This window comes from Streptomyces sp. NPDC091377 (assembly GCF_044757045.1).
GTDB lineage: Bacteria > Actinomycetota > Actinomycetes > Streptomycetales > Streptomycetaceae > Streptomyces.
On record NZ_JBIVUE010000010.1, the window covers coordinates 1 to 26540 of the forward strand.

The 26540-nt window shown below is 66.7% G+C and carries 24 protein-coding genes; 19 read left to right on the forward strand and 5 right to left on the reverse strand.

The features are described from left to right. Positions 1-246: hypothetical protein (locus ACIQNG_RS22125; RefSeq protein ID WP_401487174.1), on the forward strand; the 246-nt coding region annotated here is incomplete at its 5' end. A gap of 859 nt (positions 247-1105) precedes the next feature. Here the strand turns inward: ACIQNG_RS22125 and ACIQNG_RS22130 are convergent. Beyond that, positions 1106-1639, reverse strand: coding sequence for a WbqC family protein (locus ACIQNG_RS22130; RefSeq protein WP_401487478.1), 534 nt, complete (start codon positions 1637-1639; stop codon positions 1106-1108). On the opposite strand from ACIQNG_RS22130, the gene ACIQNG_RS22135 reads away from it, so the two are divergent. Both ACIQNG_RS22135 and ACIQNG_RS22140 read left to right on the forward strand, forming a co-directional pair. Beyond that, the gene (locus ACIQNG_RS22135) at positions 1544-1801 is read left to right on the forward strand and encodes a hypothetical protein (RefSeq protein WP_401487511.1); all 258 of its coding nucleotides are present in this window, start codon (positions 1544-1546) and stop codon (positions 1799-1801) included. The genes ACIQNG_RS22130 and ACIQNG_RS22135 overlap by 96 nt on opposite strands. A 76-nt stretch (positions 1802-1877) precedes the next feature. Continuing rightward, positions 1878-2879: a PIN domain-containing protein gene (locus ACIQNG_RS22140; protein ID WP_401487176.1), complete on the forward strand. Its 1002-nt coding sequence runs from the start codon at positions 1878-1880 to the stop codon at positions 2877-2879. 44 nt (positions 2880-2923) lie between these two features. Here ACIQNG_RS22140 and ACIQNG_RS22145 read toward each other — a convergent pair whose 3' ends face one another. After that, positions 2924-3394, reverse strand: a complete 471-nt coding sequence (locus ACIQNG_RS22145) for a hypothetical protein (RefSeq protein ID WP_401487178.1) — start codon at positions 3392-3394, stop codon at positions 2924-2926. 101 nt (positions 3395-3495) lie between these two features. Here ACIQNG_RS22145 and ACIQNG_RS22150 point away from each other — a divergent pair, with 101 nt between their 5' ends. Then, positions 3496-3843: a hypothetical protein gene (locus ACIQNG_RS22150; protein ID WP_401487180.1), complete on the forward strand. Its 348-nt coding sequence runs from the start codon at positions 3496-3498 to the stop codon at positions 3841-3843. Between the two features lie 279 nt (positions 3844-4122). Here the strand turns inward: ACIQNG_RS22150 and ACIQNG_RS22155 are convergent, their stop codons facing one another. After that, positions 4123-4566 (reverse strand): hypothetical protein, encoded by a 444-nt coding sequence (locus tag ACIQNG_RS22155; RefSeq protein WP_401487182.1) that lies wholly within the window; start codon positions 4564-4566, stop codon positions 4123-4125. 173 nt (positions 4567-4739) lie between these two features. Between ACIQNG_RS22155 and ACIQNG_RS22160 the strand changes: the two genes are divergently transcribed. Together ACIQNG_RS22160 and ACIQNG_RS22165 are read left to right on the forward strand one after the other, a co-directional pair. Then, positions 4740-5003: a helix-turn-helix domain-containing protein gene (locus ACIQNG_RS22160; protein ID WP_391002450.1), complete on the forward strand. Its 264-nt coding sequence runs from the start codon at positions 4740-4742 to the stop codon at positions 5001-5003. 230 nt (positions 5004-5233) lie between these two features. Next, positions 5234-6703, forward strand: a complete 1470-nt coding sequence (locus ACIQNG_RS22165) for a UvrD-helicase domain-containing protein (protein WP_401487184.1) — start codon at positions 5234-5236, stop codon at positions 6701-6703. Between the two features lie 236 nt (positions 6704-6939). Here the strand turns inward: ACIQNG_RS22165 and ACIQNG_RS22170 are convergent, their stop codons facing one another. Further along, the gene (locus tag ACIQNG_RS22170; RefSeq protein ID WP_401487186.1) at positions 6940-9321 is read right to left on the reverse strand and encodes a hypothetical protein; all 2382 of its coding nucleotides are present in this window, start codon (positions 9319-9321) and stop codon (positions 6940-6942) included. A 295-nt stretch (positions 9322-9616) separates the two neighbouring features. Here ACIQNG_RS22170 and ACIQNG_RS22175 point away from each other — a divergent pair, with 295 nt between their 5' ends. From ACIQNG_RS22175 to ACIQNG_RS22205, 7 genes are all read left to right on the forward strand, one after another. Beyond that, entirely contained in the window at positions 9617-11122 is a 1506-nt protein-coding gene (locus tag ACIQNG_RS22175; RefSeq protein ID WP_401487188.1) for a hypothetical protein, read from the forward strand. 792 nt (positions 11123-11914) lie between these two features. Further along, positions 11915-12556: a TnsA-like heteromeric transposase endonuclease subunit gene (locus ACIQNG_RS22180; protein ID WP_401487190.1), complete on the forward strand. Its 642-nt coding sequence runs from the start codon at positions 11915-11917 to the stop codon at positions 12554-12556. Continuing rightward, positions 12556-14844 (forward strand): transposase, encoded by a 2289-nt coding sequence (locus ACIQNG_RS22185; RefSeq protein WP_401487480.1) that lies wholly within the window; start codon positions 12556-12558, stop codon positions 14842-14844. The genes ACIQNG_RS22180 and ACIQNG_RS22185 overlap by 1 nt, the downstream gene beginning before the upstream one ends. Continuing rightward, positions 14841-16124: a TniB family NTP-binding protein gene (locus tag ACIQNG_RS22190; RefSeq protein WP_401487192.1), complete on the forward strand. Its 1284-nt coding sequence runs from the start codon at positions 14841-14843 to the stop codon at positions 16122-16124. Before ACIQNG_RS22185 ends, ACIQNG_RS22190 begins: the two co-directional genes overlap by 4 nt. A 14-nt stretch (positions 16125-16138) precedes the next feature. Further along, positions 16139-18040, forward strand: coding sequence for a TniQ family protein (locus tag ACIQNG_RS22195; protein WP_401487194.1), 1902 nt, complete (start codon positions 16139-16141; stop codon positions 18038-18040). A 150-nt stretch (positions 18041-18190) separates the two neighbouring features. Further along, positions 18191-19585: an AAA family ATPase gene (locus tag ACIQNG_RS22200; protein ID WP_401487195.1), complete on the forward strand. Its 1395-nt coding sequence runs from the start codon at positions 18191-18193 to the stop codon at positions 19583-19585. Between the two features lie 8 nt (positions 19586-19593). Further along, positions 19594-20481 carry a hypothetical protein gene (locus ACIQNG_RS22205; protein WP_401487197.1) on the forward strand — a complete coding sequence of 296 codons (888 nt, stop codon included), beginning with the start codon at positions 19594-19596 and terminating at the stop codon, positions 20479-20481. A gap of 14 nt (positions 20482-20495) precedes the next feature. On the opposite strand, the gene ACIQNG_RS22210 is transcribed toward ACIQNG_RS22205, so the two are convergent. Further along, positions 20496-21611 (reverse strand): XRE family transcriptional regulator, encoded by a 1116-nt coding sequence (locus tag ACIQNG_RS22210; RefSeq protein WP_364807346.1) that lies wholly within the window; start codon positions 21609-21611, stop codon positions 20496-20498. Positions 21612-21856: 245 nt separating this feature from the next. On the opposite strand from ACIQNG_RS22210, the gene ACIQNG_RS22215 reads away from it, so the two are divergent. From ACIQNG_RS22215 to ACIQNG_RS22240, 6 genes are all read left to right on the forward strand, one after another. Next, positions 21857-22762, forward strand: a complete 906-nt coding sequence (locus ACIQNG_RS22215; RefSeq protein WP_401487199.1) for an AAA family ATPase — start codon at positions 21857-21859, stop codon at positions 22760-22762. A gap of 19 nt (positions 22763-22781) precedes the next feature. Next, a complete protein-coding gene (locus tag ACIQNG_RS22220; RefSeq protein ID WP_364807351.1) occupies positions 22782-23228 on the forward strand; it encodes a hypothetical protein in 447 nt (148 codons plus the stop codon). Beyond that, positions 23225-23728 (forward strand): hypothetical protein, encoded by a 504-nt coding sequence (locus ACIQNG_RS22225; protein ID WP_401487201.1) that lies wholly within the window; start codon positions 23225-23227, stop codon positions 23726-23728. The genes ACIQNG_RS22220 and ACIQNG_RS22225 overlap by 4 nt, the downstream gene beginning before the upstream one ends. 24 nt (positions 23729-23752) lie before the next feature. Continuing rightward, the gene (locus ACIQNG_RS22230; protein WP_401487203.1) at positions 23753-24619 is read left to right on the forward strand and encodes a CBASS oligonucleotide cyclase; all 867 of its coding nucleotides are present in this window, start codon (positions 23753-23755) and stop codon (positions 24617-24619) included. Next, complete coding sequence (locus ACIQNG_RS22235) at positions 24616-25584, forward strand: S-4TM family putative pore-forming effector (RefSeq protein ID WP_391004717.1); 969 nt, start codon at positions 24616-24618, stop codon at positions 25582-25584. Before ACIQNG_RS22230 ends, ACIQNG_RS22235 begins: the two co-directional genes overlap by 4 nt. A 287-nt stretch (positions 25585-25871) precedes the next feature. Further along, a complete protein-coding gene (locus tag ACIQNG_RS22240) occupies positions 25872-26477 on the forward strand; it encodes a dihydrofolate reductase family protein (protein WP_401487204.1) in 606 nt (201 codons plus the stop codon). Positions 26478-26540: the final 63 nt, after the last annotated feature.

Here is a 26540-nt window from a genome sequence, read left to right on the forward strand (position 1 = left end):
TCCGGGGTATCCGGGCGGACATCCGGGGTATCCGGGCGGACATCCGGATCCTTCCGCGCGGATGTCCGCGGACAGTGCGTCGCCGTCGCCACGGATGTCGCCGTCCGTGGCGTCGGCGACACGGACGGCACCGTCGTGTCGCGACAGCAGCCGTTGAACACAGGCCCCGTGTCGCTGAACGCCAATCTTGTCGCGATGAAGACGAGACCTGTGTCGTTGAACGCCGAGACCTCCCGCGAGACCTAGGCGAGACCGAGACCTGCGTCCGCGAGACCGAGACCTGCCCCGCGAGACCGGCTGGCCTCGAAGCCCGGCAGTGTGCTCCCGAAACGAACGGGGACGCCCCCGAAGCCGACGGCCATGCCCTCGAAACACCACACAGGAATGCGCGGTTGCGCGGGCCGGCACGGCGAGACACGAACGCGCAGAGTTGGGCGTCGGAATTCCCAACGAGATTGATCCCAGGTGCGGCTGGCCTGTTCCGCGGTGGAGTGTCCCACTGGGCGAGGTGCGGCCCAAGGCCCCGAGGCGCGGGCATTCGGAGGGACTCTCCTTGATGCTCTCCTGGCGCCTGCGGCCGTGAGCAGACGCCGGAGTGTCGGCTGCCCACCCGGCAGGAGCTCAGTGCGAGAGGAGCCTTCCCTGGCGATTCGTGCCAGCCGCTCGTCGCCCAACGGAGGGCACTCCGGCAGGGCTCCGCCACAGTCACGGACGGGGCAAAGCAGCCGAAGCCCTGGTGAGGAGGGGTGCACGGTTCCACATCGGGCCACCCTGCACCACGCCCAGCAGCCGCTTCGGACGCGCCGGAGGTGATGTGGCGTTCATCACATGAGCGAGAGCGTCGTCGCGTCAGCCGCCGGGCTGGCGGCCACCGCGCGGGAGGCCGACACGGCTCTGCGACTCCGCGTACAGCCCTAAGCGGAATCTCTGGCTGCCTGTTCTCCTGGGCGCCGCACCCGCGTGCGGGCCTGCCTTGGATCCCGGCCCGGAGCCAAGAGGGCATGTGACCTAGGTGCATCCCGTACGCGATGGTGCAGGACGGAGTCGTACGCGACTGGGGACGTTCAGTGGTACATCCCCCTCCTCGAGGAGGGAGACGGCTGCGTCAGGCGGCGGGCTGCAGGACGGTGTGGACGGCGGCAAGGGCCTGGAGCCGGTCGGCCACGGCATCTGGGCCGAGAGCCGCAAGGGCCCACAGGGCACTGAGCTGGCGGCCGGAGGAGCAGATATTGATTAACGGCGGACGGAACGGCGCCACGGCGATGTTCCGGGCGGCGAAGGGTGCGGGATCGAGATAGGTCATGCCGCCGGTCCCGCACAGATACGCGCGGGCGCCGGTCGCGGCGGAGAGATCCGCGAGCCGGACGGATCGGCCCGGCCGGGACGGGAGTTGGCTGCTGGTGAGGATCTGGTCCTTCCAGCCGAGCAGGTCCAGCAGGACACGGGTGGAGATCTCGGCGACCGTCGCGGTCCGGCCGGTGGTGAAGGCGTCCAGCACCGGGCCCAGGGCCTTCGCCAGGGCGGGCCAGTGGGGGCTGGCGCTATGCTCCGGCCGATCTTCCAGCCGGAGTCCAAGCCCGGCATGGACGAAGTGCTCTTCGAGATCGACGAGAAGTACGGCTTCTCTGCCTCGATGGATTTCATCATCGCTCTCGCCTACTTCACGGGCGCCGTCGTTCACCGCACGGCGGCGTCGACCGGGCGCTCGGTCGAAGAGACCATCCAGCTCCTTGAAGGCCGGGCGAAGGTGGCTTGGGCCGAGCTCGACGCCTACGACAACCGCCCCTACATGAACCGCTGACTACCAACGGGCCGGTGGCTTCGGGCGCACGGAAAATTCGTCCACCCTCTCCCGGCTGACCGCTACTCTGCGTCTGGTGATCGTCCTTGACAGTAATCAGCTGAGATTCGTACTGCCCCACAGCCCCGCACTGCGGCTGTTCTCCGCCGTCGCTGAGCGGGCCGGGCACACCTTCGCCACGACCGACACCGTGATCCGTGAGGTCGTCCGGCAGCGCCGGGAGGAGTTGGAGGGGGCCCTGGCCGCCTTCGTTAAGTCCAAGCGCGAGGTCAACCGGCTGCTGTCGCCGGGCAAGCGCATGTCCGCGGTCAACTTCCCGGACCGGCTCCGCGCCCTGAAAATCAAGGAGGCGATCGCCGAGTTCGAGGACGATGTCCGTGACACGTTCCAGGTGCTGGCCACGGCACCCGAGGATGCGGTGGTCGCGTTGGAGATGGAGGCCGATCAACGGCCGCCCTGCAACAACGGCACAAGGGCCAGGGACGCTGTCATCTGGCTGACCGCCGCACGGGCCTGCCGGTCGCCGGAGTCGGATGCGTCCAGCCGGCCGCTGCCGGTGATCTTCGTGTACCAGGACAAGGACTTCCGCGGGCCTGGCAAGGCCGCGGGACTTGCACCGGAGCTCGTCAACGAGGACACCGAGGCAGGTCGGCTTCTCGTCCTGCCGACCGTGCTGGCCGCGATGGACGCGCTGGGCTACCCGCAGAAGTTCGCGGACGCCGAGGAGATCACGGCGGGCGAAGGCTTCCAGCAAGCCCTGCTCGACGCGGTCATCCGCTCCACTCCGTTCCCCAGTCGGCAGCTGGCGCAGATCGAGGAGGGAGATGTGACCGTGCGGTTCAACGGGGACGGCAAGGCACGCCAATGCCTGGGTGACGGCACCAAGCTCACCAGCATCGCGGGGACCTGGAGCGTCCGGGTCGTCACCGAGCGGCCGCCGCGTCGGCCCGATGGGCAAGGCAGGGGCTATCGCGGTTTTCCCATGGCTGTGGAGGGTGCCGCACTGATGGTCGAGGACCGCGGCCTGCCGACTGCGATCGACTTCGTTCCCCAGTCCGTACATCTTCCCTGGGCCTGAGGCACACAGCAGCACCATCCGAACGTGAACCATCCGATCGACGGTCAAGGAACCTGGACGTCATCGCAAGTGGACCCACCCCGGAAGAAGGGGACTTCGACGAGCACGACCGCGACGAGACGTTCTTGGCGGACCTCAGAGACGACGAACTGCGCGAGTTCTCCCGCCGCGCATCGGAACTCGCTGCGAGCGTGAGCCGCCAACTCGCACCGCGCATGGCCGCCATGGCCCCGGTCACCGACCTCGAACGCCGCCTCCGCACATCGTTCGCCCCCGTGCTCGAACAACACGCTGCCGCAACGGCCGCGTTCCGGAGGATGCAGCCGGTCTTCGACCTGCCGCAGCTCTCGTCGGCGTTCACCGTCGAGGTCGCGGGGATGCGCGACTGGCACCGGCGCATCGACGAGATCCAGAAGAGCATCGCGCCCTCCGCCGCCCTGCTCGGCCGCTTGAAGGACATCGCCTCCGGCTACCTTCCCGACAACCTCCAAGGGCTCCGGCTCGACTGGCACCACGTCCTCGACATCAGCGAGGAGGACGGGATCTCACTCGCCTGGGCACCCGCCAGGAGATCGTCGAGGAACTCATCAGACTCGACAGCCGTGAAGCCCGCGAATTGCTGCTGCTCAAGCGGCAGGACGAGGTACTCGACGACGTCAGCGACAGCCTCGCGCTCGTCACGTACCCAGCCCTGGTCGAACTGGCGGATCTCCTGGGCAAGGCCGCAGATGCGGTCCGGGCCGGGCATACGGAGGCGGCCCAGGCGCTGATCGCGAACATCCTCGAGACGACGATGAAGAACCACGCCAACGCCTGGATCCGGCGCACGTTCCCCTCCGTCGAATACCAGGGCGCCCCGGGCACCAGACACCACCGGACCCTGGCCGGCGCGACGAGCGGCCCGGCCAACCCCCGCGACCTGACCTTGCTCAGTTCAACCACTACCTGGCCCTGCGGGGCCTGACCGACACCTTCCAGGGCGGCGTCACACCCAGGAGACCCTCAACCGGCACCTCAGCTGCCATCATGCCTCGCACGACACCTACCGCAGCGAGTTCATCCTGCCCGCGCTCCTGCTCACGCAGGCCCTCCTACGGGTGATGGACCAGGTCCTGGAGCCCTCCGAATAGTCGCCCTGTCCCCGCAGGGGCACGACAGACAGATTCCTCGGCAGGCGAAGCGTTCTCCGTCGTTGGCTGAAGCGGGCCCATCTCAGATCCGGTACCTCGGCGAGATATCCGTCTCACAGCGCCTCCACCCACTCGACGGGCTCACACGTGAGGTCAACAACCGCCTCGCCTTCGGGCGCCCGCACATGGCGGACGGCCGCGTCCTGCGGGGGTTCGGGGACGGTGGCAGCGTAGGGGATCGCGGCGGCGCACGCAGCGCAGGCATCCGCGAGGTGCCAGGTGAGGCCACGGTCCGCCCGGATCAGCAAGAGCCGCAGCGGGCCGGAACAGGGGCCCCGGCGCCCGTGCCACACACAGACCCTTTCCCGGCACTGGCACGTACGCAGGTACGTCGGCAGCCGGGACTCGACGAGGTGGCCCGCAAGGTGCCGGCGGACCTGCACGACCCCATCAGCGCCCATGGCCACGAACGGCTGCGGGCAGGCACTGCACGTCAGCATGGGCCGCCCCGCCGAACTGTTGATCGTGACGGTCCAGGCGCGTGCGGACAGAGCCATGGACATCGGTCCCTCCAAGCCGTGAGGAGTCAGCCGCCGACCCTGCGTCCGGGCGGCTCCGGGCGCGGACACCGTAGTGCAGACCTCTGCCCTGCCGGAGCCGGTCCGCATCGACACAAATAGGGCAGAGGTCTGCACTGCCAGGGCAGGGTTCTGCACCGCCGGATGGATCCGTGACGATCATCCCGCCGCCGGAGCCCGACCCGACGGCACTCAGGCTCTCCCTCGCTCGGCTGCGTGCGCAGCGCAGGTGGAGCTACGACGAGCTCGCCGCGCACAGCGGTCTGTCCCGCCGGACTCTGATCGAGATCGAGCAGGGCCGAACGATCGGCACGCTGGCCACGTGGCACGCTCTCGCCCACGCCTTCTCCATCCCGCTGGGTGAGCTCCTGAATCCGCTGTGCGCGGGGCACGAACCTCCAATGTCCGACGCCTGAGCACAGTCGCACGTCGGCCACCCGAACGTGATGGCGCTCTCGTACATAAGTCCTGAATTCGGATTCCTGTCGCCGTCTTGTCACTGCATCGGGCGGACCGGACGGCGCGTACGTAAGACACGCGCGGATGCGTTGGCACTTTTTGACTCCGGCACCTGCCGAGGGTGCGCCCTTTCCCTGCGCCCACATGTCTGTGGCGTGGGCTTCGAGCTTCCGGAGAGATCTGTTCCATGCCCTTTTCCCCGACCGACGAACAGACCGCCGCCCTGGAGGCGTTCCGCAGCGGCGGCCATCTCGCCATCCAGGCCGGCGCAGGCACAGGCAAGACATCCACGCTCGTCTTCCTCACGGAACAGATGCCGCTGCGGCGTGGGCGCTACCTCGCTTTCAACCGGGCCATCGCCCTGGATGCCGCCGCCCGCTTTCCCTCTGTGGTCCAGTGCAAGACGGCCCACTCGCTGGCCTACGCCGCGCTCGGCCACCGCTTCCGCGGCCGCCTGAACGCTCCTCGGCGGCCCGGGTGGCGGATCGGGCAGGACCTGGGCCTTAACGCCCCGGCCGACATCGGCCGGGCGGGGCTGATGCCGGCGACGCTGTCCAACGCCACGCTGCGGACAGTGACCCGCTTTTGTCAGTCGGCCGACATGCAACTGGCCCACCATCACGTTCCGCGCCTTCGGGGCCTGGACGACGAGGACCATGCGGAACTGGCCGACCTGATCCTGCCCTACGCGGAGAAGGCATGGGCCGATCTGCAGGACCCCTACGGCGGCGCGGTCCGTTTCGAGCACGACCACTACCTGAAGATGTGGGCCCTGACCGAGCCGGTCCTGCACGGCGACTTCCTCCTGCTGGACGAGGCCCAGGACACCAACCCTGTCCTCGAGCAGATCGTCCTGGCCCAGCAGGAGCGCACTCAGATCGTCATGGTCGGTGACTCGGCACAGGCCATCTACGGATGGCGCGGCGCCCGGGATGTGATGACGCGGTTCACCGGCCAGCACCTCACGCTCACCCGCTCCTTCCGCTTCGGCCCCGCGCTCGCCAGCGAGGCCAACCGGTGGCTCACCCTCAGCAACGCTCCCATCCGACTGACCGGGACACCCGACATTCCGACCACAATCGGATCCCGAGCCGGGCGCCCGGATGCGGTCCTGTGCCGGACCAACATCGGCGCGATGACCGAGGTTCTCGCACTCATCGCCGCCGGCATCGCCACGGCGCTGGTCGGCGGGGGTGACTCCCTGCGCGCCCTGGCATGGGCCGCCCGCGACCTCATCCAGGGACGTCGCGCCCACCACCCCGAACTTGTGCTGTTCACCTCCTGGACGGCGCTGCGCGACTACGCCGAGCACGACCCCGCCGGCAGCGACCTGCAACCCTTCGCCAACCTCGTCGACGAACACGGCCCCGAGGCCATCCTGCAGGCCGTCGACCGACTCGTTCCCGAAGGCACGGCCGAGGTCACCGTCTCCACCGCCCACAAGGCCAAGGGCCGGGAATGGGCCCGGGTGCGCATCGCAGCCGACTTCACGCCGCCCGCCGACACCGACGAGGTCGACGCCCAGGGCCAGCCCGTTCCCCGGCCCATCGATGAGGCAGAAGCCCGCCTGGCGTACGTCGCCGTCACCCGGGCCCGCCACCACCTGGACCCCATCGGCCTGGCCTGGATCAGCCAGCACCCCGACAACCCGGCCTGAACCCGAACTCCCCGGCACACGCTGCGGCCTCACTCTGCAGATTGGCCACGATGACGCAGCACCGGCGCGCACCGCGCCTACTGATCACGCATTCCCCGACGTCATCGCGATTGACGAATGGACCGCGATTGTCACCACGGAGACGACTCGTCCACCCTATGCCCCGGAGGCCCGCACTTGCCTTGGAGCCTTCGGGACCGGCCAGGTGCCAGTGGTGAGGCACCGGGCGGCAGATGTCAGGAACGGTCGCGTACGACGGCTCGCCTTTGCTCCGCGTCCGGTCCGGGCTGCGGCACGATCCGCGGCAGGGCGGCGGGACGCAGGGCCCAGTGCACGCGGAACTGTTCCAGGATCTTTCGGGCGCTGTGCGGGGACACGGTCATCTCCAGGCGCGCCTCGGCCAGTCGCTGCAGGTCGCCGGGTGGCTTGTCGGGGCCGGTGTAGGCCGCTTTGCGGGCCGCGAAGTTAGGTCGCGCAAACACTTCGAGCAGGGTGCCGATGAAGTAGAGGTAGCAGGAGAACTCCTCCCAGCGCTGGCCAGATTCGCCGACGGGGTCGGTGGCTTCAGCGTGGGGAGGGTGTACGGCGTGCGCCAGATGCAGGACGCGCTGCTCGAGTTCGGGGTTGGCCCGACTGGAGTCGGCCTCGCGGATCAGGGTGATCAAGGTGTGCAGGTCGTGCACGATCCGCGCGGTGGCGGCGGAATCGTCGTGGCGGGCCAGTAGCGCGCGAAATCCGGCCAGAGCTTGTGCGGCTTCCTCCCACAGCACTTCACGGGCCAGGGCCGCCAGTCCGGGCCGCCGGGTACGCCGGTGGGTCTCTGTCACCTTGCGGGTGTAACGGATGAGGTCGCGTGGGAGCCCGCCGGACAGCGCGTGGACAAGTGCGACGAAGGGGTCGGTGAATCCCGGGACCCGTATCTGCAGCAGCTCTCTGGACTCCTCCAGGGTGCGCGCCTCGATGACCAGGACGTCCTCCAGGGAACTGTCGGTGACGTCGCGGGTGGGCAGTCCGCGGCGGATGAAGGCCGACCCGATGTCCTCGGACACCGACAGCACGAAGTACACGCGCGGTACGTCGAAGATGGCCTTGATCTCGGCGAGGAACGCGCGTGCCTGCTCGCTCGAGCCCAGCCGGTCGAGCTCGTCAATGCCGACGAAGACCTTCCAGTTGTCCTGGCGCTCGATGGCGCTGATGCGGGACAGCAGACTCCGGAACTCCCACACCAGCTCCGGGTAGGTGAAGGTGCGGGAACTGCTGCCACTGGTACGGCCGAATCCCAGGGTGAGCGCGCGGGCCGACGCGCCGAGCGAGGTTGACGTGCCGACAGACTGGATGTGCTGCAGCAGATTCAGGTAGTTGTGGCAGTCGTGCACCAGGCGCCGCACCGGCCGCCCGGTGAGCCAGCTTCTCGGATCTGCCCACCACAGCAGCAGCGCCCCCACCACGAGCAGCACCAGACGGGAGGTCACGGGATGCTCCTGCCATGCGGTCAGCGTCCACTCCCACAGACCCACCGCCCATCCCGCGGCGGCGGGGCGAGCGGACTGGTAGACGGCATCAACGAGATCGCGGACTTCCCTCTGGATCGCCAGGACGACCAGGCCGAGCCCTGCCAGGAGCTGGGCCCACCGGCGGGCCGAGTAGTACAGGCGCCGGGGGCGGTGTGCTGCGCGGGCCCGCGAGCGAAACAGAAACGGGGTACGCGGACGGCGGCCGTACAGTGCGAGGTAGTCCCGGCACACCGACTGGAACAGGGAGAGCAGGAACTCCTCGGGGCGGTAGTTGGCCGGCGTCTGGATGATGGTGTGGAAATGCGGTTCGGGAAAAGGACCAAGTCGGCCCTGGCATGCCTTCTTCAGCAGGGTGCTCTTGCCGACGCCCCGTGGCCCGCAGATCGCGATCGCCCCACCGCTCATCTGATCGAGCTTGCGCTGCAGCGTGGCCTCGACCTGCGTCGATGTCCAGTACCGGGAGTTGCCGGCGTCGATGAGCCCGTCATGGCTGCGGGCCACCAGCAGTGACTCGTGATCAGGTCCGAGCAGCGCCGTCATCTCACGCCGCATGATCGGATCCATTGTCTTCTTCAGCCTGACGAGCGCCCACCAGCCCAGGCGTACCTCGGCGTCGGCCGCGCATGCGGCCCACAGCACGCCGTATAGGGCGGTCTGTATTTGGTTGACAAAGTTGTTCCGGTTATCCGCGTTTCTGAACTCTTTGACGCCGCAGTAGCCCAGAGGCCAGATAAGGACCGTGATACCCACCCACCAGGGCATCCCGACCATTGCATCCGCCAGCCAGTAGACAAGCGCCACCAAGAACACGAGCGACAAGAAGGGCGTGGTGCGGCATCGCTCCCGGGACTCGATGAGGCTTTGACGCAAGGAGTCGACGCGAGCCGCTCTGCGGCGCAGATCGGAGTAGGAGGGATCGGCCCGCAGCACTTCGGAGATGATCCGGGGCTGGTCGAAGGCATGCCGCAAGTGCTCGTCCGTGATCTGGGGCCGGTCCAGGTCCAGATACGCCCGGATCTCTGGGTGCTCAGTTGACGCCGTCACGGCACGCGTGTACCAGGGCCGGATCCGCCGGGGCTCCAGGTGCCAGATTCCGCTCGGCATCCATGCCTTCCTCTGAGCAGCGAATGCATCCCGCGGCCCGACAGCGACGGGAAACCGTAGGGGGCTGACACCTTACGCCCCGTGCGCAACCCCTGGACCAGGGCAGCATCGTAGGAGCCAACATGCTCAACAGGGCCCGCCAGGAGGAAAATTGACGCAATGTCGCTGGTAGCAGCTAGCGGTCGCGGCATTTCATGGATGCGGCCCATCGAGGTCCGGTGGCGGACACGGCCGGCGTACGCGTGCCAGCGAGGAGCAACTGCACTAAGGAGAGGGAGACTTGGTCGGGCGGAACATGGCGTACCTGCGCAGGCACGAGGTGGAGAAGCTCCTCCACCTGGACAAAGGCGAGCTGGACCGACTGCTGGAGGAAGACGAAGACTTCCCTGAAGGGTCCCGGGATCATCACAGCCTGTTCGACCAGGCACTCGGCAAGGAGCCCCCCGTGACGTGGGACGGCGGCTCGGTCTACATCTGGGCCGCCCGCTCAAGCCGGTTTCGTGAGCGAGGAGCCGTGCTGCTTGATCCTGCCCTGGACACGCGGTCCGTCGCGCCCGGCAAGTGGCTCGGATTCCAGCCCACCTCGCAGGGCCCGGCCATGGACTGGGACACCGACCTCGGCATCGTGCGCATCGTCCACACCACTCGCCATGGCGCAGCCTGCGCTATGGCCGAAGAACTGGCCGAGGACGTCGGAGCCCAAGGCGTGATCACCGTATGCGCCCTGTTCGGTGATATCGGATTCTCGGGACCGGCCTTGATCGCGGCCGACACCGCGCAGCCGTTCCTGGAGTACGAGACCCAGTGGGGCCTTGTGACCCGGCTCGTCGGCCAGCCGCTGCCCTGGTGGCCCCGTGCGCTGCGACGCTCCGACGTGATCAGCCAGTGGTCGCCGGGCGCACCCGTCACCCTCGCCGAAGTCCTGCCCGACGAGAAGGAGACCACCCTGCGGCAGGCAGCCACCGTCCGATGGCCTGATGACGCCGCCAAGACGGCACTTGTGGACCTGGCCAACTCCCTGCGCAATCACGACATCGACAGCCTCGACAGCGAGATTCGCATCTTCGCCGAACACGGTGGGCACCCCCACGGCGACCCGCTCCTCATTGCGGCCCGACACCGCACCGAGGGCTACCCCCTGCCCCGCACCGATGACCGTGATCTGCTCGCTGCAGGCTGGCGCACAATCGCTTCCAGCCAGCTCTTCGAAGCCTACGAACCCATAGAGATCGGAATGCACTACGCCGCCGATCTCCTGCCGTACGGCCCACGCACCGAAGTGCGCCTGCGAGGCCCCGCCGCCCACCGATGGGGGCAGCACCTCGCAGCGTGCACACCTACCGCCGTGCACGCCGTCCTCGCCGGCGACGCCCACGACGTGACCTTCTACACCGACCGCACCACCGGCATTCCCATCGTCCGCAAGGGATCCTCCCGCGACGGCACTTGGGTCTTCCTGGCCCCCCTGCAGCTAGAGGACCAAGGCGCCCAGCTCGAGTCCGTGATCCTGGAAGACACCGTGTGGGTGCAGACCACGGACGGCCGGATCCATCCCGGGCCGTGTACGCCAGGCGACCACCTGTGGTGGGGCCCCGGCGGAGGGGACCGGCCCACGGAAGCCGCCTGGGTCATCTCCCAACTCATGGACGACATCAGTACGCGAGTGAGCCTGGCCGACCACTGGCACCACGCCCCCGCCGGCCTGACGAAGCTCCTCAACGAAACCCGCCGGTACGGCACCGAACTCCCGAGGGCCGTGCTCGAGCAGGCCCGGACGCCGCTGGTCGACGGCACTTCTTAGCCGACGGTCCACGCCACCTCACCTTGATTCTCGCCACTTGGGACTGCGCACTCAAGACCGCGCCGCACTCCCTGGTGACGATCTCGGACGACGACGAAAGCTGATCCTTCGGGCGTAGCCCGGTGGGCGATGGTCTCCAGCACCACCGGGCTACACCGCTTGCGCGGCAGGACCGAACCGGGCAACCACCTGGTCACGGGCCTGCCGCCTGAGACCCACGAGGGGTCGAAGGGGCTGAAGGGGCCGAGTTTTCGAAAAAGGCACTGGCGAGGAGAACGACACGGACCGGTGCGACGACGGCGAGTTCGACGACACCTGGGCCGACACCGCCGGCCGCCTCGCCGAAGCCGCGGAACTCGAAGGGGAGAAGACCTGCGAAGCCTGTGGTGAGCCCGGACGCGCCCGCTTCCACGGCGACCAACACGGCACCTGGATCAAGGCCCTTTGCGATGACTGTAGGGCACTCCCTGGCGCCGCTCTATGTCATTTCATGATCAGACAAGCGAAGAAAGTGAGCATATCGGTTCGCAAATCATCGACGCTCCACGCCATATTGTGGTCAATCTCGAAGAAGAGTCGTTATCGCTGGGCAGAGGATGCTGCCGTGGATAGATGGGCGGCGCAACGAGGGCAATGATCCCATCGGAGTCAAGTCACCTTGACCAGTTGGCCATTGAGTATGACGGGGATGTCACCGAGCGGGATCGGCTACGGCTCGATGACGACTGGCCCCGTCGGTGGAGTTCGTCATGGCGGGTGGGTGCTGGCGAAGTCTGTTGGCCGATCCGAGACATGGCGCACGTGCCGGTGCTGTCATCACGTCCGATGCGGGGGTTCACATGGCGGGCGAAGCAACGGCATCGCCCAGGCCTGGAGGTGATGGCCTCAACAGGCAGGCAACACGGCTTCGAGTCGCTGGAAGAGATGCGCCTGCTGGTCGCGCTGGACTTCTTGAGGGCATCGGAGGTTCTGTCGCAGCCGTTCCGACTGGACTTCGAGCATGTGGGCGGAGATGCCTGGCACATCCCGGACTTCCTGGCTGTGATCGACGGCGGGATGTGGCTGCTGGACGTCCGGCCGATGGAGCTGATCAAGGAAGAGGACGCGCTGAAGTTCGCGGCGGCCAGAGAAGCGGCGGCCGCCTGCGGCTGGCGGTACTCGGTGATCGCGGGCTGGCGCCCGCATGTCTGGAGCGTCCTTGATCATCTGTCCTCGCGCAGGCGGCCGGCGAGGGACCTGCTCGGCATGCGGGACCAACTGCTCACCGCTATCGGCGGGCAGCCGGGACGGATGATGACGTTCCGCGAGCTGGCGGACTCGACCAGCGTGCCTGCCGTTGGCCGGGCGAACATCGTCCGGCTGCTCTGGCACCGCGAGCTCGGCGTTGACCTGGGCAGTCCTTTGCGGGACAGCTCGCTGATCTGGGCGGTGTGATGGCAGCCAGGGGCTTCCTGCAGATCGCACCGGGCAGGCGGGTCGCGCTCAACGGCGTCGAGTGGACGATCGCAGCCGTCCACGGTCAGTACGGCCGGCTCGTCCTCACGGACGACGACGGCCGCGCGGAGACCCGCTCGTTCCGCTGGCTCATCAACCATCCCGACCTGCGGCTCCTGCCGAAGCCCCGAGAGCCGGGGCACCCGTCGCCAGTCGCCCAGCAGCCGAGGACCCTGGCCGACCTGACAAAGGACCAGCTGGAGCGGGCCCGGCTGCGGGCTGCGCACGTGCTGGAAGCCGAGACGGGGTTCCGGGAGGGCCACCCGGCTCGGGCCCTGCCGGGTGAGCCCCGGCCTGCCTACGACCCGGACCGCACGACGCTGACCGAGCGCCGCCGCTCGAAGGCTGCGGAGATGGAGGCGATGCCCCGCCCGGAAGCGGTCCGGCTCGGCCTGCAGCACCTCAGCTACCGGACGCTGATGCGTCTGTCGGGACTGTCGGGCGACAGTCTCCTGCTGGCCTGCGCGGACGGGCGCTGGACACGACGACGCAGCGGGCACCGCAGCATCACCGAGGAGGTCCGGGAGGCGATCTTCGCGGTCAAGGCCGAGTGCCGCGAACGCGCCGGCCTGAGTCTGGCTGCCAGGCACCGGTTGATGCACCAGTACATGCGCGAGCGGTTCCCGGCCTTCCCGACCGAGAAGATCCCTTCCCGCTGGACGTTCGCGACAGTCTGGGAGGAGTGGTTCGGGCCCGGCGGAGCCCGGCCGCGTTACGGGCGAACGGCCGAGGCCGCCGCGGAGGCCGGGGTCTCCGGCCGGGTGGTGGTCCACCGGCCGGGCCAGGTTCTGGTGCTGGACTCGACCCCGATGCCGGTGAAGCTGCGCGAGACCGTCTTCGGTGATGCGGTCACCTCGACGCTCACCCTCGCGCTCGATCTCTACACGCACGGGCTGCCGGCTTTCCGGCTGACGCTGCAGTCCGACACCTCGGTCGATGTCGCGATGCTGCTGCGGGACGTGATGCTGCCACTTCCGATGCGGGACGGCTGGGGCGAGGACATGGAGTGGCCCTACGCCGGGGCTCCGGCCGACGTGATCGCCGAGTTCACCGGGCACCGGGTCGCCGCCCTGCCGTTTTTCGCCCCGGAGACGGTCACCACCGACCACGGCGGCCCCTACAAGAACCACGACCTGGTGGAGGCCGAGCGGGAGATCGGCTGCCGGATCCTTCCTGCCCGCGTCCTGCGCCAGACCGACAAGTTCGCGGTCGAGCGCCAGTTCCTCACCGTCCAGACCATGCTCTTCGAACACCTGCTGGGTTTCACCGGCGGTGACGTCGCGGACCGCGGGGCCGACCCGGAACGCGATGCGAGCCTCACGCTCGCACAGACCGAGCACATCATCGCGACCTGGATCGTCCAGATCTGGCAGAACCGCAAACTCGGCGAATACGCCCCGAGTTGGGCGCCGGGCGAGGATCACAGCCCCAACACGCTGTTCGCCGCGGCGATGGAACAGGGCGGCTTCGACCTGGACTTCCCCGAACCGAGCCTCTACTACAAGGTCCTGCGCAAGCACCACGTGAAGATCCATCCGCGTCGCGGCGTGAAGATCCTCGGGCTTTGGTATCACGACCCGATCCTTGACGAGCCGCGGTTCCAGCAGCCCTCCGCCCGAGGCGGCAAACACGCGCGCCAATGGGTGGTCCGCAGCGACCGAAGGGACCGCCGACAGGTGTTCCTCCAAGACGACGCCGACCATGAGACCTGGCACATCCTGCGCTGGCGAGGACTGCCTCCCGACGGCGAGATCCCCGCCTTCTCGGACAAGACCGCAGGCGCCCTTCTGGCGCACGTGAAGGCGAACAACATCAGGATCCACTCCGAGAGCGAGCTCCTGGAGCACCTGCTCGGGATCCTCGGCTCGGTCACCCCCGTTGACCAGTGGCCCAGCCAGGCCAAGAAGAAGGCCGGAAAGAAGCGGCGCGTCGCCCAGGCCCGCGAGATCACCCGAGCACAGGCCGCTACGGCCGACCGCCCCGCCGCACCGGCACCCGCAAACGAGCAGGTTCCGGCGGAGATGCCCGTGGCCTGGGCCGAGCACGCCCGCACGATCGACCACGTCGTCGACGCCGACCGGCGCCGACGACGCGAAGAAGCACTCGCCGGCACCAGGCCCGTCGCACCGGCAACGCTGCACGCAGCCCTGAACCGGCGCCGCATGTTCCGGCTTCCGCCTCCCGACGACTCGGAAGCCGACACAACGGTCCGGGAGGACGACACGTGACCCAAGCGATCTCTCACGACGATTCGGTGGAGGGCCTGCCTTCACGAGCCAGGATCGCCGAGTTGATCCTGGGCAGCCGCCCGTCCCTCGACACCTACGCCGGCTGGCAGCACTACCGCACCCACTGCGATCTCCTCGTCCCTGCCTCCGTCATCTCGCCGAAGCAGTGGTCAATGCTTCCCGAGAGCCGCCAGTACGACTACGACCTCTACCGAGAGCTGACGAACGCGAACCTCCCACTGCAGGACACCCCCATGCACGACAAGGTCGGCAGGCTGATCCGGCGCCGGTTGAGCGGCAACACGAGGAAGAAGAACGACCCGACCCGCGCCGGCGTCATGATCAGCGGCTGGGGCAACTACGGCAAAACCGCGTCTGTCATCTCAGCCGGGGCCGTCTTCGAAGACCAGTGGCTGGAACTGCACAGCCACCTCAACCCTGGGGCTGTTCCGGGCACTCGGGACCTTCATGCGCCAGTCGTCTATGTCTCGACCCCGGTGACCGCGACCCCGAAGAGCCTTTGCGCATCGATCCTGGCCTTCTTCCGCGCCCAGACCCGCAAGTCGGCCACGCTGCCGGAACTGGTACGGCAGGTCGCCGACTCCCTCCATGACCACGGCGTCAAAGCGCTGATCCTGGACGACATCAGCCGGCTGCGGATGCACAGAGCCGACGATCAGGACGTCCTCGACCTGATGCGGGCCTTCATGAGCCTGGACGTCACCCTGATCCTGACCGGCGTCAACATCCCCGGCACTGGGCTGCTTCGCGAGGCCACGTGGAACAAGAAGACCCGGCAGTGGGAAATGCCGCCTCTGGAGTCGACCCGCATCCACGGCTTGGAGATCACCCAGACCGAGCACCGCTTCGAGCTCATCGAGATCGACCGCTTCCGCTACACCACCCCGGAGCAGATCCAGGGCTTCGTCGATCATCTGGAGGGAATCGAGCAGCACCTGCGGCTTTTCAACGCGAAGGCGGGCATGCTCACTGCCGGCGCCATGCCGGAGTACCTGATGCGTCGCACCGGCGGTGTCATCGGCCTGCTGGGACGCCTGCTCGAAGATGGTGCTCAAGAGGCCATGGAGTCCGGGAAGGAACTGATCGACGAGAGCCTGCTGGACGAGATCGTGCTCCGACGGGATGCGCCCGAACAGGCACCGGACGAGCCCGTGATCCCGGCCGACCCTCCGACCGCTGACAAGACCCCCAAGCCGGCGAAGCGCCCCCGGAACACCGTCTTCGATGACGCCGGCCCGGCTGCCCGCGCAGGCGCCTGACGGGTGAAGCCACGATGCATCCACTGCCCCGGAGCCTCGAACCCCTGTCCGGAGAGTCCCTGGTCAGCTACATGCTGCGACTTGGGCACCGTCTCGGCCTCTCGCCTCTCCACCTGATTCGCGCGGCGGACTGGATCAAGGACGGCGCCAACCCAAATCACTTCCCCGGCAGTCTGCTGCTGGACCTTCCCAGTCCTCAGATCGACGCATTCGCCCGGCTCACGGGACAGACGGCCAGGGAAGTCTCCGCGCTGACGCTGGCGCAGTGGCGTGACCGCTACCCGCCGATCGCCCGGTCCCTGTCCGCCCCAGGGCGCTTGATGAGGCCAGACGCATGGCTCTACGTCGGCTCGCCCCGCTTCTGCCCTTCCTGCCTGGCGGGCGACGGCACTGATGTTCAGCAACGGCACGGCGGGCCCTGGCTCAAGCTCTGGCACCTGCCCATCGTCTTCGCCTGCACCGAGCATCAGACCTATCTGGAGGCCGAATGCCCGCACTGCGGTCAGCCGCACGACGCGCAAGGACCTCTCATCCAACGGGCCAACGACCACACGCTGCATCCAGCGCAATGCCGGTGGACGGTCAACGCGCAGACGCCGAGGAGGAAGTCTTTCGCCTGCGCCGGCAGACTCGACCACCTCACCGACTCTGGGCGCGACCGGCCACAACCGACTGCCGACATCCTCCGCTTCCAGAAGTCCCTCCGGGGCCGCCTGGATTCACCCACTCGAGCCACGGACGCGTCCGAGTACTTCACCGATCTCCGGCTGGCCACTGCGCTGATCAACACGGCATGGCCTCACAGCCTGGACCTCCTCGATGCCAACACCGCTGAGCGAATCGACTCCAACTCGCAGACGATGCACGCCAGTCCGGGCGGGAGGCACAACCAACAAGTCCGCGACACGCCGCTGCGTGACCCCATTACCTGCGGAGCTTTGCTCATGGCCGCAGACCGCCTGCTTTCGAGAGACGACCTGCCCGACGTCATCTCGAATCTCACGCGTGCTGCCTTCGGCAGCCCTTCAAGCCGAACACCATGGGCCGTTCTCTACGACAGGCACAAGAGCGGCTGCTCCGAGCGACTCCGCCAGGTCGCTGAACCCGTCACTCGGACGTTCCCCCGGGTCAGCGGCGGCCGCGGAGGCACACGAGGACCACTCCGCAGCGGCTACCAGCCCGAGCACATCCCGGCGTTCCTGGAACCCGACTGGTATCAGCGCTACCTGGCCAGTTGCGCGGGCTCGGAAGTCAAGTCCGTGCGCAGGGCCGCCGCCGTCCGGCTCGTCCAGTGGACCATGGGCGGAACCTACGATGACGCCGCCGAGTTCCTCGGGATCACGCCAGTCCAGACACACCTACTCACCGGACGCGAGACTCGGCGCTCAGCATGGACGCGATGCAACCCTCTTGAGGTCGACAAAGCCCTTCGTGCTCTCGCCTCAGAACTGCAATCACGACGTCAACCACCAGTTGACTACTGGCACAGACGGCAAGCACTCCACGAGTGGGTGCTCAGCGTCGACTCCTGGGAAGCGCTGGTCAAAGAACTCCCGTCCGTTCACACCCAGACCCGCACCCGGACCGACGACCGCAAGCGCCAGGACGCCTCGGTATTCATCTGGACGCTGGTCACGCGAGGCGAGCACCTCTTCGCTCCCCGCCCACTCGAAGCCGCACAACCCACCGAAATCCAGCAACAGTGGGCCGCGCGGCGGAACACCGCATGGTTCCAGTTCTCCCGCCCCGATCCGCTGCGTCACTACGCGGACCTACGCTACGTCCTCGCCAAGTACGCACAGCAACTCGCATGGGAAATCGACGCCGGTGCTGGGCCCACGGCCACCCTCGCGGACGAGGTCAACGGATCACCCAACGCCCCGACGCTAACGCACAGTAGACATCCATGTCCGTAGCTCTACTCCCAAGAGCCCGTACAGCACCGTATGCAGCCCCGCCCACCGTCATCACCGCATCGCAGATGGCGGCGATCTCCAACATGGGGTACGGAGCAGAGATACGATCACTTCGCCCGCAATGGGAACGAGACACCGGATGGACAACTGATGGACAGCGCTCGTGCGCTCACCCAAGTGAAGGTCACTGGCCTGCTCGGCAGGTTCACGCATACGGTCAACTTCCCGGCTACCGACGAGTTCGTGATCGTCCACGGGCCCAATGGTGTGGGCAAGACAATGCTCCTCGACCTCATCAGCGCGGTGTCGTGGCCGGTGGACTTCGGCAAGATCGCGCGCGTGCCGTTTCAGACTCTTCAGATGTGCTTCAGCGACGGCTCGCAGCTCTCTATCGAAAAGCCCGAGCCGGAGAGCATGCACGAAGAGGACCGAGCCTCTCCAGACGACGAAACCCGGACCGCTCCGGCATCCTTGTCCTTCCTCCTCGAAGGACCTGGCCCCGTTCGCATCACGTGGTCGCCCAAGCTCCCCGTAGGGCGAGCGGAAGCCCGGCGCGCGTTTGTGCGCCTCGAAGCGGGCAGCGCTGAACTACTGTCCCGCAACCAAAGGTTGCTACGAAACCAGCTAATGCACGCTACCGACGAGGTCGCTCTCCTGGACCTGCTGGCACAGTGGGGGGACGAGCCCCCTGATGCGCTCAGGGACCTGCTGAGCGAGCTCATGCCGGCAGAGATGCGTGAGTATCTGACGGGCATCGTGGTCCATTCCATTGACACCCACCGACTGCTTGGCCTGTCGGTGCCAGAGGATCGGCCAGGACGGAGGCAGCGTCCCACACTGATGAAAGTCGAGGAGTTCGCTCAGGACCTGGCCCGCAGACTGGCGAAAGAACTGGCGGAGAACTCACGGACTTCGCAGGAGCTGGACCGAACCTACCCACAGCGCCTTCTGGAGAACCCCGCTGTCGACGTGAGCGAGCAGGCGATTCGGGAACGCTACGACGCCCAGAACGAGCTGCGACGCCAGCTCGGTGACATCTCGCTGGTTGACGATGACGAACGTTCCAGCGTGATCGAGATCCCCGAGCGCATGGAGGACTGGCAGCGCGCGGTGCTGTGGACCTATCTCCGTGACACCGAAGCAAAACTGGCGACGTTCCAGGACACTCTCGATCGAGTTTCTCGACTGCGTGAAATCGTCAACAGCCGGTTCCTGTTCAAACACCTCGAGATCGACCGCGAACGCGGCTTCCGACTGGTCAGCGACGATGACGGGCAGGAACTCGAACTAGCTTCCCTGTCTTCCGGAGAGCAGCATGAACTGGTGCTGGTCTACGACCTCCTGTTCAATGTTCCTTTGGGCGCTCTCGTGCTAATCGATGAACCGGAGATCTCCCTTCATGTGTCCTGGCAAAAGGGATTCATCACGGACCTCCGCAAGATCGCGTCCCTGGTGAGGTTCCGGACTATCGTCGCCACTCATTCCCCTCAGATTGCCGGAAAGTGGGCGGATCGTATGGTCGTGCTTGGCCCGGACGCGGAGTAGTAGACAAGGTGTTCGACGACCTCGATGCAGACGACCTCTACGCTGAACTGATCATGCTCCGGGCCAATGACTCACGCGCCTTCATACTCGTCGAAGGCTCTGCGGACTGCGCAGTCTTGGACCGCTTCATAAACGCCGAAAATTTCACCACAGTTCCCGCGCTAGGCAAGCAAAGAGCCCAAGGAGCCATCGAGAGGGTCCACGACAGCGGCCAACTCGCAGCCGTCTATGCCATCCTTGACCGCGACTGGGTAGGGCTGTTGGACAACGGTATGGACCACCACGCAGTGATCTACACCGACTTCTACGACTTGGACGCTTGCATCTTCTTCGCCCCGCACGTATACGAAGCACTCGCGGCCAGCTTCTGCACTGACCTGAGTTTTCGGCACGGCGCCGACGGCTGCACCCAGGAGGACATCAACGCCGCCTGTGTCCACCTGGCGCTCCCAGTCGGGCTCCTGCGCTTCATGTCTCAGCGTGACGGGCTCGCGCTGAATTTGCGGGACTTCCCGTTGACCGAGGTGGCAAGGAACAACGTCGGCAGTATCGACCTCACCGCATTGATCACGCTCGCCTGCAAACGCGCAGGAAAGGAGCCCGAAGACCATCCTGGGCTGCTCGCCCTTCTGCAGGCAGAACTCGCACGCGTCACGGAGAGGGAGCAGTACTGCTCCGGCCACGACCTGGCCAAGGCATTCTCGCTCGTCGCGAAACGGCGGTGGGCAGCCAAAGTGGGACACGATGTCATCGAACGCTCCGCCAGAGCCGCGCTTAGCCGTGACGCGTTCGAGCAGACGAGCATCTACCGTGGCTGCATGCGTTGGGCCGACAGTGAAGGGGCAGCCGTCTGGAAGGGCGCCCTCACCTCCTCCCAAAACTCGCATACCGAGTAACCGAGCGGGGCCGGTCAGAATTCCACACGGGGTCGTTCGCTGATATCCCGGCTGAGTAGGGTTCGAACATCGGCTTCCGGAAGTCCGGAACGATTGATGAAATCAGCGAAGGAGATCCCGGTTGTCTCCATGAGTTCTAGTGCGCGTTGCAAGAGTACGGGAACTTCTGGATTCCCAAGAGGGCCTGGCTCAACTTTCCTCCACCCCCGGACGGACAAGGCTTTCCATGCCTGCGCATAGGTGTGTTCACTCATAACACCGAGCGTTTTTGCCCTAACCAGGAGAGCTGCTAGAGAAACGTGCCACTTCGCTTTCAAGCGAAGAAATGCGGGCCAATCGAGATGTTCCGGAAGTTCGGATCTGATGTCGTTAGCTGGCATGAGGAACGCAGCAGCAAACTCGTGGGCCTGACTCTCAGTGACCTTGTCGCCGATTTTCCCGGTGAGGCCATGCAAGACCAGGTGCCCTAGCTCATGGGCCGCATCGAAGCGGGAGCGGTCACGCAGTCCCTTGTCGGCCCCGAGAGCGACAATAGGCCTGTCAGGGAAGTCGACACAGAATGCATCAACTTTTTCAATGCTGACACGGAAGCGAACGACGACAACGCCGTTCATTTCCATCAGGCGCACGACGTTTCGTACAGGACCGCGTGGGACATTCCAGTGATCACGGATCTGTGCTGCCGCTTGTTCGATGTCGGCGGATTGAAGAGGATGCTCTTCGTTGATTGGAATGCGCGGCAGATTGAGGTCGGGAAGCGCGACGTATTTTTCGAGCTCAAGCGCGAGTTCTCGTGCGAGGTGCACGTACGCAAGCGCTTGTTGGCGATCTCGGGGGGAGGTCGATCGAAGGCTGCGAAAGAACCCGTTGACCTGATCCTGAGCAGGGGGGCGGGCTGGCGCGGCGAAGAACGACGGCGGTACCCGCAAAGCGACCGCAAGCCGGCGAAGCGTCGATGTAGCGGGCTTGGTGTGTCCGTTTTCGAACTGGCTGATCGAGGCTGCGGTGACGGAGCCCACTTCCCTGGCCAGTTGCACCTGGGTGAGCCCCCGGAGTTCGCGCGCCATTCGCAGCCGGGCGCGATCGAACAGGGCTGCGATGTCACCGGGGTCCAGTCGCAGGTCGTTCACGTCGCTCGCCTCCCGGCCAGTCGGCGTCCGCCGATCAGCGGACGATTCTCGATCTTGAATGCTCCGCCCGCATCTTAGGCACACCTTGGTTACCGGTCGGTCAAATCGCTCGGCTCCAACCGAACACGCCCGAGTGAAGTGTGTCGAGTTGCATCTCCGCTACGTCATGTACTCTACCCAACGCGTGGAAGATGATGTTCAGATCTGAGGTAACCCGCCATGTGTGGGGGGATGGAGCTGAGGTGATGAGGGTTCAGGAGTGCGTGCTGTCGGACGAGGTGATCACCGCCGACTCGGCGGAGGCCGCCTTGTGGGACGCCATCGTGGTGCCGGAGGGGATCAAGGAGCGGTTGCGCAACCAAACCGTGTTGTCGCTGCTTGTGCGGCCTGACCTGCCGTTTGCGGTGACGGCGTTGCACGGCTTGTGCACGCTCTACGGTCCTCCTGGTACCGGCAAGACGACCCTGGCGCGGGGTCTGCCGGCGCAGGTCGCCCGCTACGTCGGCGGAGGCGCGGTCCGGCGGATCGAGATCAACCCGCACGGGCTAATGAGCGCCGAGCACGGGCAGTCGCAGCAGCGGGTCAGCGAGCTGCTGGGCGAGTACGTTCCAGGCCTCGCGTCAGATGGCGTGCCGACCGTGGTGATCCTCGACGAGGTCGAGTCGATGGCGGTCGCCCGCTCGGCGGCGTCGCTGGCCGCCAACCCGGCCGACGTTCACCGCGCAACGGACGCGGTGCTCACTGCCTTGGATCTCAACGCCGCCGAGCACCCGCACCTGTTCTTCGTCGCGACCAGCAACTTCACTACCGCTCTGGACGAGGCGTTCCTCTCCCGCTCGGACGCCGCCATCCTCGTCCCACTTCCCGAGCCTGAGGCACTGCGGAAGATCCTGGCCTCCACGCTGCTGATGCTGGCCGACAAGTACCCCGCCTTGGGTGAGCTGGCGCACTCCTCGGCGATGGAGCGCATCGCCGAGGCGGCTCACGGACTGGACGGCCGCCGTACGCGCAAGCTGGTCTTCGAAGCCCTGGCTCAGCGGCTGGACACCGTGCTGGACCCCGGCAGCCTCACCGAAGACGACCTGGCCGCCGCAGTGCGCAACGCCGTCGCGGAGACGGGTGAGCCGGAGGTGTCCCGTGCGGCGTGCTAGGCAGGTAGCGGCCTCTCCCGTGCGCAGCGCCAGCGGAACCTGGGCGGTGATCGCGGACCTCGTGGCGGACACCGTGGCGCAGTCCTCCGCGCTGTCCCGCGACGAGGCGATGCAGGCGATGTCGGCCGCCGAGGCAATCGGGCGGATGCTGATCGCGGCAGGGCACCTGCAGCAGCACCCGATCACCCTGGTGGCCGGCAAGGTGCACTGTGAGATAACGACGGTGTCCGGCACGGCGGCGCTGACGTTCGAGGAGAACCTCAATCCCGTCCCCGGCGCGGCGGGCGCCGACAATTTCACGATCCACCTGCCGTCCCCGGCCCCACTCCAGGAACAGGTGAAAGCAGCCGTCGACGGTCACGCCCGGTTGTCTGACGCGGTCCCGCCCGCTCCGGAGACAAAGGCTGCCAACTCCGGTCCGCTGATCGACCGTGAGGCTCTGCTACGGGCGGTGACCCAGCGATGACCTCCACCTATACCTACAGCTACACCCGGACCCACACCGCCACGCACCTGACCGACGTCATCCTCGGCACCATCACCGACATCCTCGCCGACCTGGGGATCAACATGGATCGGTTCCGTCGCGACTGGGTGCAGAACGAGGATGCGATCAAGGCATGGATCGAGGAGGGCTCCCTCGACACGGTCGTCCTGGAGTGCCACCAGCCCTCGGGCGCCGTCGCACCGGTGATCGAATTCCCGGTGTCCTACACCACCGCCGGCGACGGCAACGCCGAGTTCACCGCCTCCCGTGCCCGAGCCGCCCGGTTCCGGGCCAAGTTCGACCGGGTGCCCGCGGGCACCACCTACAGGCTGTTCTGCACCTTCAACGGGCCCCGCACCCCACAACCGGGTTGGGGGCCCGGCCAGCGGGCAAGCACTGACGGCCTGCGCGGCATCACCTTCGGCACTCTCGGCTCCGCCCCGCACGCCTCGACTGGCATGCGGTATTACCACACCTGAGACCACGAGCAGGAAGACACCGCTATGGGATACATCGACGACGCCTTCACCAAGCTCAAGCACAACCTGGAAATCACCCAGACCGAGCAGAACCTGGCGAAGGCACGGCACGAGGCCATCCGCGATTTCGTCCGGTCGCGCTGGGACCTCGCCGACGACTTCCTCACCGGCAGCTACCGTCGCGACACCAAGACGAAGAAGCTCAAGGACATCGATATCTTCGTGGTCCTCGACGCCGACGGCTCCCAGGCCGGCTTCCGCGATCAGGCCCCCATCCAAGTGATCAACGCCCTGGAGACCCTGCTCCGTCAGAAGTGGAGCTCCGCCGCCCGCGACGGCATGGCCGTCGTCATCCCTTACGGCCCCGACGACGAGGTCATGTCGATCGACGTAGTCCCCGCCTTCAAACGAGACGAGGGCGGCTACTACATCCCCAATCCCTCGGCAGGCGACTGGATCGCGACCAACCCCAAGCGCCACCACGAGCTGAGCATCGACAAGAACGCCGACTGCGACGGCAAGTACGTGCCCTTCGTCAAGATGGTCAAGGGCATCAACCGCGAACTCGGCGAGCCTGTGTCGCCCTCCTTCCTGCTGGAGGTCATGGCCCAGTCGCTGGTGAAACCGCCGATCGGGCGCTACCAGGACGAGATCGTGCTGTTCCTGGCCACCGCCGCCGAACGCCTCGGCGACGAGTGGCCCGACCCCGCTGGCCTTGGCGGTGACGTCAACGCCGTCATGAACGCGACCCAGAAACTCGCCGCGGCCAACACGCTCAACCAGGCCCGCGCCATCGCAGAGCGGGCGGTCGACCTGGAGGACGAGGGCCAGGAGCGCGCCGCCTACGACGAGTGGAAGAAGCTGTTCGGAAACAGGATGACCAGGCCATGAACCTCTCCACCGACCCCGGCGGCGTCCACGGGATCCCATCCCGGGCCATCCACGAGCGGCAGCTCGACGACGACATGCTGCTCCTCCAGCGCGCCGCGTCAGCAAGCCACCAACGCGGCCAGCTCCTCGAGGCCGTGCGCGTCACCGCCGCCGTTCTGCTCGCCGCCGCCGGTGTCCTGATCACGCTGATCGGCCACGGCCGGACAGCCGTCTCGATCGTCGGGTTCTTCTGGTTCGTCGTCTCCGCGTTCCTGCTCAAGGGCCTCGCCGGGAGCACAGCCCGCCAGGGCGCCCTGCTCCAGGAGATGTTCGACGTCACCCTGTTCCACTTGCCGTGGCGCTCCACCGTTGCAGGCGATCCCATCCCCGAACCCGACGTCCGCCGTCTCGCGCGCAAGCTCCCCCGAGGTGGCGCGAAGGACAAGCGCATCACTGACGGTTGGTACGACCCCACCCACGACGTCCACCACCCCTACGACATTTTCATCGCCCAGGAACAGAACCTTGCCTGGGACGCCCGCCTCCGCCGCCGCTACAGCCACCTCATCGCCACCCTCGCGATGCTGTGGGCCGCTATCGGCTTCGTCGCCGGTTTGGTGGTCGCGGACGCCACTCTGGGCGACACTCTCCTTAGCTTCTTCGTCCCGTCTCTGGCGGCCTACCAGATCGCTTACGAGATCTGGTCCGGCCAACGCAAGGTGGCCGACGAGCGCGACCGACTCACCAAGGTCGTCAACACCGAGCTACACAACGGACACCCCGGCCCCGTACCCGACGACGAATGGCACCGCCTTCGGACCGTTGCACGGGATGTGCAGGACGGCGTTCTCCGCACCCGCCTGGACACCACCCGAGTACCCGAGTGGTTCTACAAACGCTTCCGCGACGACGACGAACGCGACTTCGGCGACACAGCAGAAGGCCACCGCGTCCGCCTCGCCCAAATCACGCCCCCACCCCCGTAAGTCGCTGGGCGGGTTACTCCAAACCCGCCCAGCGACCTGCCGCACCTAAACGTGGCACCGTCTCACCCCGGCGCTCACGTACAGTAAGCATCCGTATCCTTGAGGTGCCAACTATCTCGCTCAAGATGTGCCAACAAGAATTCTCCAAGCCGCCCTGACCTGCACAGCTCGGACCGAGAAGTGCCAACTAGGAATCTCGGTCACATCTCGTCACTCCGCAGCGCGGCCGATGAATATGTGGCTCCTGGCCAGTCCAAGCTCGTGACAGCCCAGGAAAGGACACCGCCATGTCGGAGCTTCTCGTCGACTTCATCACCTCCCTCGACGGCTACGCGTCAGGAGAGGGATGGCCCGGGTTCTGGGGCCTCGAAGGCCCGGAGTACCTCTCATGGCTCGGCGAGCAGCCCGAGGCCACCTACCTGATGGGAGCGAACACCTACCGCCTGATGTCGGGCTTCGCCGCAGGCGAGGTCCCGCAAGGCCAAGACGAGTTCAGGCCCGAAGAAGAGGCGTCCGTCGACGAGCTCACGCAAGCTTCCAAGGTGGTGTTCTCCTCCTCACTCAAGGCGCCGCTGACCTGGGCCAACTCCACGCTCGTCCGCGACGACGCCGTCGAGGCGGTCCGCGCCATGAAGTCGAGTGGCTCAAAGCTCCTCAGCACCATCGGCAGCCTCAGCCTGTGCCGGTCCCTGCTACGAGCCGGACTCGTCGACCGCTTCCGGGTCGTGATGTTCCCGGTGATCACCGGGGCCACGGGCGAAGAACGCATCTACGACGGCTATCCGGACGTTGCCCTCCAGATGATCGAGCACCGCACCTTCGACGGCCGCATCCAACTGGTCGAGTACGAGCCCCGCGTGCTTGAGCACCCGCCGCTCGGCGTCCCTGCGTGACGTCGCCCCGGCCCGCCGGTCCGGACGGCCGCCAGGCCGGCGCCGGCGGGTGCGGAGGCATCC